The sequence below is a fragment of the Leeuwenhoekiella sp. MAR_2009_132 genome (assembly GCF_000687915.1).
Lineage (GTDB): Bacteria > Bacteroidota > Bacteroidia > Flavobacteriales > Flavobacteriaceae > Leeuwenhoekiella.
Genome location: NZ_JHZY01000004.1, coordinates 563,270 through 576,951, shown reverse-complemented (window position 1 = coordinate 576,951; position 13,682 = coordinate 563,270). Strand labels below are relative to the sequence as shown.

The window sequence follows — 13,682 nt, the reverse complement described above, 5'->3', positions numbered from 1 at the left end:
ATTAATTAATTGTTTGAAGAATAACCTACAGCTTTACCTAAAAGAGTAGAAGTGGTGCACGAAAGAATTTCTACGTTTACAAAGTCGCCTATTTTATAATGTTCTTTTGGGAACACAACTACTGTATTTTGAGAATTACGACCAGACCATTCTGCGTCACTTTTCTTAGATTCTTTTTCAATAAGAACTTCAACGACGCGGCCTACCTGTTTTTTAGTATTGTGGTGTGAGTGTTCTAATTGCAATGCGATGACTTCGGCAAGGCGTCGTTTTTTTACCTCTAACGGGATATCATCTTCAAGTTTACGAGCTGCCATTGTTCCGGGACGCTCGCTATAGGCAAACATAAAACCAAAGTCATATTTTACATAACGCATTAAGCTTAATGTGTCTTGATGATCTTCTTCCGTTTCCGTAGGAAACCCGGTAATAATATCTTGAGATATACCACAATCTGGCATTATTTCACGTATATTATCTATTAGGTCAAAGTATTCTTGCCTTGTGTGTAGGCGATTCATTTCTTTTAAAATACGATCACTTCCGCTTTGCACCGGCAGGTGTATATAGTTGCAAATATTATCATATTTAGCCATAGTACGTATAACATCTAACGTCATATCCTGAGGATTTGAAGTTGAAAATCTAATACGCATTTTAGGTTGAGCCTCTGCTACAAGAGCTAATAAGCCAGAAAAGTTAACCGCTGTTGCCTGCGCCATCTCGCTCGCTTTGTCAAAATCTTTTTTAAGACCGCCGCCATACCATAAAAAACTGTCAACATTTTGTCCTAATAAAGTGACTTCTTTAAAGCCTCTCGAGGCAAGATCGTTAACTTCTTCAATAATACTTTGAGGGTCACGGCTGCGTTCGCGTCCTCTGGTAAAAGGTACTACGCAAAAGGTGCACATATTATCACAACCTCTGGTGATGCTCACAAAAGCTGTAACACCATTACTTTGTAAACGCACAGGTGCTATGTCGCCGTACGTTTCTTCTTTAGAAAGAATAACATTTATTGCATCACGACCTTCTTCAACCTCGCTTAATAAGTTAGGTAAATCTTTGTAGGCATCAGGGCCTACAACAAGGTCTACGATTTTCTCTTCTTCTAAAAATTTGCTTTTTAAGCGTTCTGCCATACAACCCAGCACGCCTACTTTCATAGCCGGGTTTATTTTCTTTACGGCATTATATTTTTCAAGACGTTTGCGTACGGTCTGCTCTGCTTTATCACGTATAGAGCAGGTGTTTACAAGTACAAGATCTGCGTCCTCAAGCTTTGAGGTGGTGTTGTAACCTTGATCTGCAAGTATAGAAGCAACAATCTCACTGTCGCTAAAATTCATTTGGCAACCGTAGCTTTCAATAAAAAGCTTTTTAGTATTTGTTTTTTGAGGTTCTAAAACCAGTGTTTCTCCTTGTTTATTTTCGTCTATAACTTTCTCCATAATACGGTCTGCTTCCTAAAAATAGTGGGCAAAGATACGATTAACTCAACTTGTGACAAAGTGTCATTAGACCGAAATTTAAATTCATTAGTAAAGTGATGTAGGTTATATATTTAAGCGAATTAAATACTACAAGCTAAAAGCTATTTAGGGTCTAAATGAGGTTTCTGGTCTCAATAATAAATTTTCTACTACTTTTGCGATTCTAAAATCAAAATTAAATTAAGCTCCTTTTAGTTTTATTTTGATTGACAAATTTTGAAAAAAGCGTTATGGCAAAAAATCTTGTAATTGTTGAGTCACCTGCAAAGGCTAAAACTATTGAGAAATTTCTGGGTTCAGATTATAAAGTAGAAAGTAGTTTTGGTCATATTGCAGATCTGCCAACAAAGGAACTCGGAGTAGATGTTGAGGGTGATTTTACGCCAAAATATACAGTAAATAAAGATAAGAAAGCGGTTGTTAAAAAACTACGAGACTTAGCTGATAAAGCAGAAATGGTTTGGCTAGCGAGTGATGAGGATCGGGAGGGGGAAGCTATAGCCTGGCATCTTGCAGAAGAATTAAATCTTGATAAAGCAAAGACAAAACGAATTGTTTTTTCTGAAATTACTAAAAAAGCTATTCTTAAAGCGATAGACAATCCACGTGATATTGACTATAATCTGGTAAATGCACAACAAGCAAGACGTGTACTTGATCGTCTGGTAGGTTATGAGATATCACCGGTTTTATGGCGAAAAGTAAAAGGAGGTTTATCTGCAGGTCGTGTACAATCTGTATCAGTAAGACTTATTGTAGAGCGTGAACGCGAAATTCAGGCTTTTAATACTGAAGATTATTTTAGAGTTGATGCTGAATTTGCTAATGCAGACGGTCGTACTTTAAAAGCGAAACTTCCTAAAAATTTAGATACAAAAAAGGAAGCTGAAGAATTTCTAAAAGCAAATGCTAATGCTACATTTAAAGTAGATGCATTAACAACTAAACCGGCTAGTAAATCTCCGGCACCACCGTTTACTACTTCTACATTACAGCAGGAGGCAGCGCGTAAGTTGTATTTTTCGGTAAGTAAAACGATGAATATGGCGCAACGTCTTTATGAGGCGGGTCTTATTACTTATATGAGAACAGATAGTGTAAATCTTTCTCAAGATGCAAAAGAGGCTGCAGGAAACGAAATTAACTCTGCATATGGTACTAAATACCATAAAGAGCGCAATTATAAAGGAAAAAGTAAAGGAGCTCAAGAAGCTCACGAAGCAATTAGACCTACAGATTTTAGTAAGCACTCCGTTAATATAGAAAGAGATCAGGCGCGATTATACGAGCTTATCTGGAAACGAGCAATTGCCTCACAAATGAGTGAAGCTAAGCTAGAACGTACAAATGTGCAAATTGCATCTTCAAACCATCCTTCAAATTTCACAGCAAACGGAGAAGTTATCAAATTTGATGGTTTTTTAAAAGTATATCTGGAAGGGACAGATGATGAAGACCAGGAAGAAAACGGAATTCTACCTCCATTAAAAGAAGGAGAAGTGCTTGATAATCATTGGATCACTGCTACCGAGCGTTTTACCAGAGCTCCATATCGTTACACTGAAGCGTCATTAGTAAAGAAGTTAGAAGAATTAGGTATAGGAAGACCGTCAACTTATGCACCTACAATTACGACCATTCAAAATAGAAAATATATTGAGAAAGGTAATGTTGAAGGGGTAGAGCGTGAGTACGATTTAATCACACTAAAGAAAGGAGCTGTTAAAGCTACTAAGTTGTCTGAAAAGGTAGGCTCAGATAAAGGAAAATTAGTTCCTACAGATGTGGGAATGGTAGTAAACGACTTCCTTGTAATGCATTTTGAAAATATTCTTGATTACAATTTTACAGCAAAAGTTGAGCAGGATTTTGATGAGATTGCCGAAGGCAACGAAGAGTGGACAAAAATGATGAAAGATTTTTATAAAGACTTTCATCCTCAGGTTAAACACGTTGCAGAAAATGCAGATCGCGAGGTAGGCGAGCGTGTCTTGGGTAAAGATCCAAAGTCTGGCAAACCGGTAAGCGTACGTCTTGGTAAATATGGAGCAATGGTTCAAATAGGCTCTGTTGAAGATGAAGAAAAACCACTGTTTGCGGGTCTCTTACCAGATCAGCAATTAGAAAGCATAACCTTTGAAGAGGCAATGGATCTTTTTAAACTTCCTCGTGAATTAGGGGAGTTTGAAGGAGAGCCGGTAGAGGTTAATAATGGTCGTTTTGGACCTTACGTTAAATTCGGAAAAGCTTTTGTTTCACTTCCTAAAGGTATAGATCCTTTAGAAGTTGAGTATGATGAAGCAGTTAAGTATATTAAAGAAAAACAAAAGGCAGATGCGCCTATTTACACGTATGAAGATAAGCCTGTTCAGAAAGGTGTGGGTCGTTTTGGGCCTTACTTAAAGTGGAATAGCATATTTATTAATGTTAATAAAAAGTACGATTTTGATAACTTAACAGATAAAGATATCGTTGAGTTAATTGAAGATAAAAAGCAAAAAGAGAAAGATAAGGTCTTACACGATTTTAAGGAAGAGGGAATACGTGTAGAAAAGGCAAGATGGGGAAGGTCTAATATTATAAAAGGTAAAGTTAAAATAGAACTACCTAAAACAGTAGATGCTGCGGCCTTAACTTTAGAAGAGGTAAAAGCAATTTTAGAGAAGCAGGGGCCTAAGAAAAAAGCCGCTAAAAAACCGGCAGCTAAAAAAACAGCAGCTAAGAAAAGTACAGCTAAGAAAGCACCAGCAAAAAAGAAAAAATAAATGGCTTTTGAAAATTTGTCCCCAGTTTCAGACGCGATAATTGCACACGCAGATTTACTCAATGAACAGAGTTTAGCTTCCGTAATTAAAGTGCACTCGCGACAGGGTGGTTTACCAGAAATGCAAAATTTAAACATTGCAATAATTGGTGTTCGGGAGAGTAGAGGAGCAGTAGATTATATAGATTCGAGTTTAGATTTTACGGCCATTCGTAAAGCTTTATATGCGCTGTTTCCGGGTAACTGGTATACTAAAATAGGGGATCTGGGTGATTTAGAACCGGGAGATAGCGCTTCAGATACTTTTTATGCTTTAAAGGAAATAATAACTCAACTTGTAAAAAATAATATAATACCATTAGTTCTTGGCGGTAGTCAAGATCTTACGTATGCACTATACAGAGCATTTGACGGGCTGGATCAAATGGTTAATTTAGTAAATGTAGATGGGCATTTTGATTTAGGAAACAGTAGTTTGCCAATTACAAATAAATCATATGTAGGTAGAATTATTGTAGATCAACCTTATAATTTATTCAATTATTCAAATATAGGGTATCAAACCTATTACAACTCTCAGGAAGAAATTGACCTGATGGAAAAGTTATATTTTGATTCTTTTAGACTAGGAAATTTAACTTCAGATTTAAGCGCTGTAGAGCCAGTAATGCGTGATGCAGACATTGTTAGTTTAGATTTGTCTTCTATTCAATCTGAAGTTTTAGGTTATATGCATCCTCATAACGTTAATGGTTTTAATGGAAGAGAAATATGCGCAATTGCAAGGTATGCAGGAATTAGTGATCGCGTAAGTGTTTTTGGTGTATTTGAATATAATTTGCAGAGAAATAATGAAACAGGTGCGGCACTTATAGCTCAATTACTTTGGTATTTTATCGAAGGAGTAAATTTTAGAGTAAATGAACGATTACAAGACAGGGAGACAAATTTCTTACACTATAGTGTTCCTGTTGATGATGAGTTGCTTAGCTTCTATAAAAGTACCGTCTCTGAACGCTGGTGGATAGAAATTCCATTTATGAAAGGCGTTAATAATAAATTAAAAAGGAACACGTTATTACCTTGCACTGAAGACGATTATATAAATGCCTGTAACCAGGAAATACCGGAACGCTGGTATAAAGCAAAGCGTAAGAATGAAATTTAATTAACAAAACTTTTTAGTTTTGAATGTAATTTTTATCAAAAAATTGTTTTTTAGCAATTTTATAGATAGGTTTACCGTCTCAAATCTAGATTTAACCTAATTTACCTATGAAGAAGTTTATTGCATTTATTGCGATTGTAAGCTTATTAGTTAGTTGTGGTCGTAACGATCGTGGTGAACTTGTGGGAGTCAAAGGGAAAAAGTGGAACCCCGAAAAGCCATACGGGATGACTTTAGTCTCTGGTGGTGCTTTTATTATGGGTAAAAGTGATGATGATATCGCTGCCATTAAAAATGCTCCTACTAAAACCGTAACAGTTCGTTCATTTTATATGGATGAAACTGAAATTACCAATACAGAATACCGTCAATTTGTTAAATGGGTACGCGACTCAGTTACACGCGCACGTTTAGCTATTTTAGCAGATGATCTGGGAGAAACGCCTGGTAACGATGGTATAGGAGAGTTTGCATTTGTTGATTATGATCCAGATGATATGACTCCCTATGAGCAGTATATGTATGATAATTATTACAGCTTAAGTGATGATTATAGTGATCGTAAACTTAATTGGGATATAGAGTTAATTACAGATCCTATGGATTATCCTGACGAGTATTATGTTGAGGTAATGGATACAATGTATATTCCTTTAGAAGAATCTTACAATGGTCAACGTACAATAGATGTAAATAAACTTGTTTACAAATATAGATATCTTGATATGGAAGCTGCCGCACGCCAAAAAGATGGTAAGCGTAAAGATTTCATCAGAACTGAAGAAACTAAGATTTATCCTGATACTACAGTTTGGATTAAGGATTTTGCTTATTCGTATAATGAACCTATGCATAATGATTATTTCTGGCATAGCGCATATGATGATTACCCAGTTGTAGGAGTTAGCTGGCAGCAAGCAAAAGCCTTTTGTCAATGGCGTACAGATAATAAAAACTCATATAAGAAACAGAGAGGTCAGGAGTTAGTTAATAGATTTCGTTTGCCAAGTGAGGCAGAATGGGAATATGCTGCCCGTGGTGGTCTAGAAAGTGCTACTTATCCATGGGGTGGTCCCTATACCAAAAATGACAGAGGTTGTTTTATGGCTAACTTTAAGCCATTAAGAGGAGATTATGCTGCAGATCAGGCTTTATATACAGTTGAGGCAGACTCCTATGAGCCTAATGACTACGATCTTTATAATATGGCAGGTAATGTTTCTGAATGGGTAGGATCTTCTTATGATCCTAATGCCTATGAGTATATTTCTACAATGAACCCTAATGTTAGCGACTCAAAAAACCAACGCAAAGTTGTAAGAGGTGGCTCTTGGAAAGATGTAGCATACATCATTCAAGTGAGTACTCGTGATTATGAGTATGCTGATTCTGCACGTAGTTACATTGGTTTTAGAACGGTGCAGGACTATCTTGGTGTAGATCAAGATGTTAATATGAGAAAAGGGCCTTCAAGACGCTAATATTATTAAGATTAATTTTCCCCCGAATACACTTTAACCTAATTAAAAATTTAAATCTCAGAAAAAGATGGCAAAAAAAGGAAGTCTTTCCGTTACAAACATGATTTATGGTTTGGGAGCTGCTATAGTTATTGTAGGAGCTTTGTTTAAAATTCAGCACTGGCCATATGGTTCAGAAATTCTAACACTGGGGATGGTGGTAGAAGCTTTAGTATTTGGTTATTCAGCATTTGAGAGACCTACTCAGGATTTGGACTGGTCTTTAGTTTACCCGGAATTAGCAGGAGATACACCTGCGGCGCGCCCTAAGAAAACTGTAGAAGTTGTTGAAGAGAAAGGTTTACTTTCTCAAAAACTTGATGCGATGCTTAAAGATGCTCGTATTGATTCTGAATTAATGAATAGTCTAAGTACAAGCATCCGCAGCTTTGAAGGTGCAGCTAAAGGTATGGCGCCAACGGCAGAAGCAATGAATTCTACAAAAAAATACAGTCAGGAAATGGCTCTTGCTGCTGCGCAAATGGAATCTTTAAACAGTTTGTACAAAGTTCAGGTTGAGACAGCTGGCCGTCAGGCAGAAATTAATAATGAAGTTGCAAATAATGCAGGTAAATTAAAAGAGCAAATGGAGAGTCTTGCGACTAACCTTTCTTCACTTAATGGTGTTTATGGCGGAATGCTTTCTGCTATGAATAAGAGATAACTGAATTACTAATAAAAACTATTAATTCAGTAGAAAACATACCATTATGGCAGGAGGAACACAGTCCCCAAGACAAAAAATGATAAATCTGATGTATCTGGTATTTATTGCGATGATTGCAATGAATGTAGATAAAGAGATTTTAAATGCGTTTAAAATATTTGACGTAAAATTTACGAATTCAAATTCTAGATTAGCTGAAGATAATCAATTAGCTATGGCGGGTCTTGAAGCGAAGGCAGCAGAACAGCCGGCAAAATATCAGCCTTTGTTAGGTAAAGCCCGAGATGTTAAGAAGATTTCTGATGAATTCTACGCTTACTTAGCAAGTATAAAAGATACGCTTACAGATGGTATAGACACTAGTAGTTATGCCAATCTTGATAAAACAGCAGTTCTTGACGAACGTTGGTTTACAGGAGATAGATATACTAAGGAAGGTGATGCGTTTTTGGCTAAAATTGAAAATTATAAAAGCCAAATGGCAACTGTACTAGGTGATGAATTTTCAGACGTTAACAAAATCGTACAAAATACTTTTGCAGTTGAGCCACAAACTAACAAAGACGGTAAAGAGATTGCCTGGTTAAAATATAACTTTGAAGGCTATCCATTAGCGGCTTCGATTACGCGTTTTACGCAAATGCAAAATGATATTCGCGCTGCTGAGTCAGAAGTGTACTCTTCTTTACTACAGGGACAGTTAAGTAAAGATGTTTCTTTAAGTAATTATGAGGCAATCGTTATTGCAGAAAAAACTGCATTCTTCTCTGGAGAAAGCTTTAAAGGAAAAGTAGTTTTAGGTCGTTTTGACAATTCACTAAATTTTGACAAGGTAATCATCAATGGTTCTGAAGTTAAAAACTTACAGTCGGGACAGGTAGTTTTAGATTTTCCTGCAGGAAGTGTAGGAACCCGAAAAATTACAGGAGAATTAGTTTACACAGAAGACGGTGAGCCAAAGTCAATTCCTATTAATAGTGAATATGCAGTAATTAACAGGCCTAACTCAGCTACTATTTCGGCAGATAAAATGAATGTTGTTTATCGTGGGGTTGCAAACCCAATGACTATTAGTTTTGCTGGTGTACCAGATAATAGTGTAAATGCGAGTGCTCCTGGTTTGTCAAAACAATCTGGAAGTAATTATATTATGAATCCGGGTAGTGGAAACGAAGTGACTATAAATGTTTCTGGAACTATGGCAGATGGTTCTAAAGTAAGTGACTCTAAAAAATTCCGTATTAAAGATATTCCAAGTCCTACCGGTACTTTGCGTGGTGAAGATGGGATACTAAAAATGCAACGTAATGCGTTAGAGATATCAACTGTTGGTGCTAAGCTTATGGATTTTGACTTTGATTTAAACTTGAGTGTTACCGGTTTTAAATTTAATGTACCAGGTCAACCTACAGTTCAGGTAAATGGTAGTAGATTAGATTCAAGAGCAATAGACGTTTTGAGAAGAGCTCAGCGAGGATCTACAGTGCAAATATTTGATATTACCGCTCAAATTTCTGGTAACAGTAGTTATAGACTTAAGAAAGTTGCACCGGTTCTAATTGAACTTACAAATTAAAAATTAAAAAATTATGATCACCCAAAAGCAAGCTTTTAGTGTTTTTTGTTTGATGATTGGTTTTGCTTCTTTTGCGCAAACTAATATTTTGAACGCAAAAATGCCTGCTCAGATGTTTGAAAAAACGGAAGGGCAGATTCAGTTAGATAATGATAAGCCTTTGCCATACGGTTATGTAGATAGCAGAGATGTGCTTTGGGGTAAGAATACCTGGGAGATCGTAGATCTTGATGAGCGTATAAACTTTCCGTTATATTATCCTGTTGATACAAACAATATAGGTTCAGATAGAAGGTCGCTTTACGATGTTCTGGTTAAGAATATTAAGGCGGGTAATTTAGATATTTATGCAGATTCTTATTTTAATCAAAAGATAGAATTAAAAGATATTGCTGCTGCAATGTCTCGAGTAGATACTACAGATTTAGGTATTGAGCAGATAAATGCGGGTTACGAAGTAGACGAACAATATATAGACAGACGTGATATTAGTTCTGCAGATATTGAGCAATATTGGATACGTGGATATTGGTATTTTGATAAGCGCCAGGGAGAGTTAAAATACCGTTTAATAGGTATTGCACCGGTAGCTCCAGATGTTAACTTCATTGATGATGAAGATCCTATTATGGTTCCTTTATTTTGGGTATGGTATCCTACAGCTCGTGAAATTCTACACGAGGCTAAAGTATTTAATCCTCAAAATTCTGCACAACCATTGTCATTTGATCACTTGTTAAATTCTAGACGATTTAATGGCGTTATTTATCAGGTAGATAACATACAGGGTGATCGTGAAGTTAAAGAGTATATAGCAGATAATGCAATGATGCAACTTTTAGAATCTCAACGTATTAAAGAACAAATACGTAATTTTGAAAGTGATATGTGGAACTACTAGTAAATGTTTCTCAACTAAAATTTATAAAACGCCTTTTTTAAAGGCGTTTTTTTATGACTTATTTTTACACTATGAAGTACGTAGATTATCTTATTGTGGGTTTTGGTCTTGCCGGGATGGCATTTTGCGATCAATTAGAGCAGCATAACAAGTCATTTTTTGTAATAGATACTAAAGATAGCGCGGCCAGTAGAGTTGCAGCCGGCCTTATTAATCCGGTTACTTTGAAGCGATATACTATGCCTTATAAAGGGGAAGAGCAATTTGACCTTGCGAAAGCCTATTTTACGCGTCTCAATGAGAAGTTTGGATTTCCGTTTATGAAGGAATTGCCTGTTTTAAAAATATTCTCCTCAATTGAAGATCAAAATAATTGGTTTGAAGCTACAGATAAGCCTGTTTTAAATCGTTTTTTAAATGCATCATTGGTTAAAAATAACTCCCTTTTTATTGAAGCTCCATTACAGTTGGGAGAAGTAAAAGAAACCTCACGTATAGATATTCCTGCCCTATTAGATGCATATGCACATTCGCTTATGAGTAGTGATTCTTTGAGTTTTGATCAATTTAATTACGACGAACTTGTTTTAAAAAGTGATGATTCAATTTGCTATAGAGATATCAAGGCTAGACGAGTAGTTTTCGCCGAAGGCTATGGTATTAAACAAAATCCATTTTTTAACAAATTACCTTTGGTAGGCAATAAAGGGGAGTACCTAATCATTAAAGCTCCTGATTTACGACTTTCAAAAGCCCTTAAAGCCTCATTTTTTATTATTCCGTTAGGAGATGATTTGTATAAAGTAGGGGCTACATTTAACTGGAAAGATAAAGATTCAGTCCCTACTACTGAAGCTTTAGAAGAGCTATTGCAGAAATTAAATAAAGTGATTACATGTGAATATACGCTTGAAGCGCAACAAGCAGGAATACGACCCACAACGGGAGACAGAAGACCACTAATAGGTGTTCACCCTAATTATAAACAATTGGTTCTGTTAAATGGTTTAGGAACTCGGGGTACGATGATGTCACCCTACCTCGCTAAAGTGTTATTTGAGCATCTCGAACTAGGTATTCCCCTTGATGAGGAGATCTCGATTTCTAGATTCCCTAAGAAGTTTTAGTGGTACCTTTAGCTTTTTCTTCATCATAATTAAAGAAAAAATTAATCCAGATATTCCGACTCAAACGCATAATTATAGGCGCAAATACAAGAAGAGTTATAATGATAGAAATAAAACCTGCTACCAGACCTGCACCTACAAAAAAGTGAGTAATTACAAATGCTGCTACAGCAAACGCTATACCTACACCATAACTTACATACATAGCCCCGTAGAAAAATGAAGGTTCTATTTTAAATTTGGTGTTGCAATGCAAACAACGTTCGTGCATTTTGAGCGTGTCTGTAAGTATATAAGGATTTGGATTCTCATACATACTTTTTTGCTGACAAACCGGGCAAGTGCCAGTAAGTATGCTATATAACGGGTTTCCCTGGAGAAGTTTTTTCATAGTGTAATTTTACTGGTTTCCCAGATAATTAAAGGTATCTAAAGTTACAAAAATCGATAATCTTTAAATGCCGAAAATCCGGCATTTAATAATAACTTTGCGCCTTAAAATTTAGAGCATGTTAAATATTCACAACCTCTCTGTTTCGTTTCAGGGAGAATATCTATTTGAGGAAGTTACGTTTAGACTGGGTGAAGGAGATCGGGTAGGATTAGTGGGTAAAAATGGAGCCGGTAAATCTACAATGCTACGCATAATTTCACGTGAGCAAGAATACGACACCGGCCAGATCGCTACAGATAAAGACATTCAGATAGGTTTCTTAAAACAGGATATAGATTTTGTAGAGGGACGTACCGTTCTTGAAGAATCTTATGAAGCTTTTGAACTTATTAAAAAGCTAGAGGCGCGTCTTGAAGAGATAAATATTGAATTAGCAGAGCGTACAGATTACGAAAGTAATTATTATCACGACTTAATGGTTGAACTTAATGAAGTTCAACATCAATATGAAATTCACGGTGGATATAGCTATCAGGGAGAGACAGAGCGTATCTTAATGGGGCTGGGTTTTAGTAGAGAAGATTTTAATAAAATTACAGATACATTTTCTGGAGGGTGGCGTATGCGAATTGAGCTGGCTAAATTATTACTTCAAAATAATGATGTTTTATTACTTGATGAGCCTACAAACCACTTGGATATTGAATCTATTATTTGGCTTGAAAGTTTTCTACGCAACTACCAGGGGGCTGTTGTAATCGTATCTCACGATAAAATGTTTTTAGATAATGTAACAAATCGTACGATAGAGATTTCGCTGGGTAAAATATACGATTACCCTAAACCCTATTCGCAATATCTAGTTTTACGTCAGGAAATGCGCGAACAACAAATGGCTGCGCAGAAAAATCAACAGAAGGAAATAGAACATACAGAAAAGCTAATATCTAAATTTAAGGCAAAAGCTTCTAAGGCAACTATGGCACAGTCTTTAGTTAAAAAGCTTAACCGTATGGATGTTATTGAGGTTGATGAAGATGATAACAGTGTGATGACCCTTAATTTTCCTGTGTCTGTAGTGCCGGGTAAGGTGGTTGTAGAAGCGGAGGGGATTAAGAAAAGTTATGGTGATAAGCATGTTTTACAAGGGATAGATCTTTTAATAGAGCGCGACAGTAAAACGGCATTTGTAGGTCAAAACGGTCAGGGAAAATCAACTCTTGCAAAAATAATTGTTGATGAGATCAAATATGAAGGAAGATTAAAACTGGGGCATAATGTGCAAATAGGATATTTTGCGCAAAACCAGGCAGATCACCTTGACGGAAGCAAAACCGTACTCGACACGATGATTGATGCTGCAAATGAGAAAAACAGAAGTAAAGTACGTGATATTCTGGGTTCATTCCTCTTTAGAGGCGAGGAGGCAGAAAAATATGTACGTGTACTTTCTGGAGGAGAGCGTAACCGTTTAGCACTTGCTAAATTAATGTTACAGCCCTTTAATGTTTTGGTGATGGATGAGCCTACAAACCACCTGGATATAAAATCTAAAAACGTTTTAAAAGAAGCTCTTAAAAGCTTTCAAGGAACATTATTATTAGTTTCTCACGATAGAGACTTCTTACAAGGTCTAACTTCTACGGTTTATGAATTTAAAGATCATAAGATAAAAGAATATTTAGGAGATATTGATTATTACTTAGAGAAACGCGCAGTAGAAAACTTAAGAGATTTAGAGAAAAAAGATCCTAAGGTTAAAGTAAAAGAAGCAGCTCCTAAGGTAGAATATAAAGATCAAAAAAAAGTAAAGTCACTTAACAACCAACTTAGTAATATTGAGTCTGAAGTGAATAAGCTGGAGCGTGAAATTAAAATAATGGATCAGGAGCTTGCTGCAGACTATGCTAAAACCAGTTCTAAGCCAGACTTTTTTAAAAGATACGAGGCTAAGAAGAAAAAGATTGAAGAGCTTACTTCAAAATGGGGTGAAGTGACCGAAGAACTAGAGCTTTATAATTAGCACTTTATTTATATTAAATTTAACAAACTAGAAGACTAAGTACAGGTAT

The 13,682-nt window shown here is 36.1% G+C and carries 10 protein-coding genes; 8 read left to right on the top strand and 2 right to left on the bottom strand.

Going from position 1 to position 13,682, the window contains the following annotated elements:
• Positions 1-5 precede the first annotated feature (5 nt).
• Entirely contained in the window at positions 6-1,451 is a 1,446-nt protein-coding gene (miaB, locus tag P164_RS10935) for a tRNA (N6-isopentenyl adenosine(37)-C2)-methylthiotransferase MiaB (RefSeq protein ID WP_028376426.1), read from the bottom strand.
• A 272-nt stretch (positions 1,452-1,723) separates the two neighbouring features.
• On the opposite strand from miaB, the gene topA reads away from it, so the two are divergent.
• The 7 genes from topA (at position 1,724) to P164_RS10900 (ending at position 11,216) form a co-directional block, all read left to right on the top strand.
• Complete coding sequence (topA, locus tag P164_RS10930) at positions 1,724-4,258, top strand: type I DNA topoisomerase (RefSeq protein WP_028376425.1); 2,535 nt, start codon at positions 1,724-1,726, stop codon at positions 4,256-4,258.
• The gene (locus P164_RS10925) at positions 4,259-5,425 is read left to right on the top strand and encodes a formimidoylglutamase (protein WP_028376424.1); all 1,167 of its coding nucleotides are present in this window, start codon (positions 4,259-4,261) and stop codon (positions 5,423-5,425) included.
• A gap of 107 nt (positions 5,426-5,532) precedes the next feature.
• The gene (gene gldK, locus P164_RS10920) at positions 5,533-6,906 is read left to right on the top strand and encodes a gliding motility lipoprotein GldK (RefSeq protein ID WP_028376423.1); all 1,374 of its coding nucleotides are present in this window, start codon (positions 5,533-5,535) and stop codon (positions 6,904-6,906) included.
• 67 nt (positions 6,907-6,973) lie between these two features.
• Complete coding sequence (gene gldL, locus P164_RS10915) at positions 6,974-7,609, top strand: gliding motility protein GldL (RefSeq protein ID WP_028376422.1); 636 nt, start codon at positions 6,974-6,976, stop codon at positions 7,607-7,609.
• Between the two features lie 46 nt (positions 7,610-7,655).
• A complete protein-coding gene (gldM, locus tag P164_RS10910) occupies positions 7,656-9,188 on the top strand; it encodes a gliding motility protein GldM (protein ID WP_028376421.1) in 1,533 nt (510 codons plus the stop codon).
• Between the two features lie 13 nt (positions 9,189-9,201).
• The gene (gldN, locus tag P164_RS10905; protein ID WP_028376420.1) at positions 9,202-10,089 is read left to right on the top strand and encodes a gliding motility protein GldN; all 888 of its coding nucleotides are present in this window, start codon (positions 9,202-9,204) and stop codon (positions 10,087-10,089) included.
• Positions 10,090-10,160: 71 nt separating this feature from the next.
• Positions 10,161-11,216 (top strand): NAD(P)/FAD-dependent oxidoreductase, encoded by a 1,056-nt coding sequence (locus P164_RS10900; RefSeq protein ID WP_035900075.1) that lies wholly within the window; start codon positions 10,161-10,163, stop codon positions 11,214-11,216.
• Here the strand turns inward: P164_RS10900 and P164_RS10895 are convergent.
• Positions 11,203-11,607 carry a DUF983 domain-containing protein gene (locus tag P164_RS10895; protein ID WP_028376418.1) on the bottom strand — a complete coding sequence of 135 codons (405 nt, stop codon included), beginning with the start codon at positions 11,605-11,607 and terminating at the stop codon, positions 11,203-11,205. The two genes, P164_RS10900 and P164_RS10895, sit on opposite strands and share 14 nt — an antisense overlap.
• Positions 11,608-11,725: 118 nt before the next feature.
• On the opposite strand from P164_RS10895, the gene P164_RS10890 reads away from it, so the two are divergent.
• Complete coding sequence (locus P164_RS10890) at positions 11,726-13,633, top strand: ABC-F family ATP-binding cassette domain-containing protein (RefSeq protein WP_028376417.1); 1,908 nt, start codon at positions 11,726-11,728, stop codon at positions 13,631-13,633.
• Positions 13,634-13,682 lie beyond the last annotated feature (49 nt).

What these genes read in the sequence shown, in the direction of transcription:
- miaB (WP_028376426.1), bottom strand. Translation starts at nt 1,451, where the DNA reads ATGGAGAAAGTTATAGACGAAAATAAACAAGGAGAAACACTGGTTTTA.
- topA (WP_028376425.1), top strand. Translation starts at nt 1,724, where the DNA reads ATGGCAAAAAATCTTGTAATTGTTGAGTCACCTGCAAAGGCTAAAACT.
- P164_RS10925 (WP_028376424.1), top strand. Translation starts at nt 4,259, where the DNA reads ATGGCTTTTGAAAATTTGTCCCCAGTTTCAGACGCGATAATTGCACAC.
- gldK (WP_028376423.1), top strand. Translation starts at nt 5,533, where the DNA reads ATGAAGAAGTTTATTGCATTTATTGCGATTGTAAGCTTATTAGTTAGT.
- gldL (WP_028376422.1), top strand. Translation starts at nt 6,974, where the DNA reads ATGGCAAAAAAAGGAAGTCTTTCCGTTACAAACATGATTTATGGTTTG.
- gldM (WP_028376421.1), top strand. Translation starts at nt 7,656, where the DNA reads ATGGCAGGAGGAACACAGTCCCCAAGACAAAAAATGATAAATCTGATG.
- gldN (WP_028376420.1), top strand. Translation starts at nt 9,202, where the DNA reads ATGATCACCCAAAAGCAAGCTTTTAGTGTTTTTTGTTTGATGATTGGT.
- P164_RS10900 (WP_035900075.1), top strand. Translation starts at nt 10,161, where the DNA reads ATGAAGTACGTAGATTATCTTATTGTGGGTTTTGGTCTTGCCGGGATG.
- P164_RS10895 (WP_028376418.1), bottom strand. Translation starts at nt 11,607, where the DNA reads ATGAAAAAACTTCTCCAGGGAAACCCGTTATATAGCATACTTACTGGC.
- P164_RS10890 (WP_028376417.1), top strand. Translation starts at nt 11,726, where the DNA reads ATGTTAAATATTCACAACCTCTCTGTTTCGTTTCAGGGAGAATATCTA.